The 1,193-nt window shown below is 55.7% G+C and carries 1 protein-coding gene; it reads right to left on the bottom strand.

Features of this window, described 5'->3' with window-relative positions:
* Window positions 1-1,193: RHS repeat-associated core domain-containing protein (locus tag AC1VAN_RS22430; RefSeq protein ID WP_480986810.1), on the bottom strand; the 1,193-nt coding region annotated here is incomplete at both ends.

Here is a 1,193-nt window from a genome sequence, read left to right as displayed (position 1 = left end):
ATACAGCTCCGATCGACCCTCATCTCCTGAACGTGGAATATCCACCTTCGGTGCGCCGTTGCCGAACTTGAGATCTGGGTTGTTCTGCTTTGCAAATGAGAACGCCACATCGATGTCGCACTGGGTGAGACCCCAGGGATCGGTTCTTGATACTGGATTGCCTGAGACATATGCGTAGGTATTCATGCCACCCGCCAACCCAATCGGATCACTCTGTACATACCGGCCGATGCTCGCGTCATAGTCGCGGAAGCCGTTATACCAGAGGCCGCTTTCCGCGTCGTAATACTGGCCAGGGAAGCCAATGTTCAACCCGCCTATCTCATCCTTCTGGACGCTACGTCCGTAGGCATAGTTGTACGCCTTCCAGACTGTCTGCTGGCTTGGACTGGTGACGAACTCGGGGCGTCCAAGATGATCGGTATGCACGTAGTTGTGCTGCCCACTGCGAGCGAGCCCTACCAGTTCACCTTCAAACCAGAAGTAATTGGTCCACACGCCATTGTTCAGCTCGGTCATGAGCTGGTTCTGACCGGCGTAGAAGTATCGGCTGTTGGTGTTCTCGTTGATCTTTGCAACGCGCTGCCCCTGAGCATTGAGCACGTAGTCAGTCGCTGTGCCACCGATGTTGCTGCGGCTCATGCGATTGAATGCATCGTACTCATAGGTGCTGATCCGGCTACCCGCTGTTTCGCTGATGCGATTTCCCAACGCGTCGTACTGGTACTGGCGGCTTCCGTCCTGGTTGGTGTAGTACAGCACCCGGTTGCTACCTGGATCGATACTGTACTGGGTAAGCTGGTTCCCCCCTTGGTAGCGATCATGGTTTCCGCCAGCATCGTAGGAAAGCAGATTAGTGACGCCAAAACGCGTCAGCTGGGTCAGACGGCTCAACCCGTCGTAGCCGATCAACTGCGTCATGTTTGGATCGACCGCATCGATGATGGCGTTGATTTCACCATCCCCGCTGTACTGGTAGTCCAAATAGCTGACTTTTTGGCTGTTAGGTCCCCAGACCGACATCGCGGTAAGCCGCCCCTCTTGGTCGTGGTTATAGCCTCTGACGAGGCCGTTACCGTATGCCAGCGATTCGTGGGCGCCCGTTGCCTTCCAGTTGGCCTGGGTAATGATCGAGCGCTGAGTGCCGTCGACCGTTGCCAGCAACGAGCTTGGCTTTCCCTGGTAACCATATG

It is taken from the genome of Stenotrophomonas sp. 05L44_2 (assembly GCF_056665995.1).
Note: the sequence above shows the minus strand (reverse complement) of the source record. Positions and strands in the feature narration are given on the sequence as shown.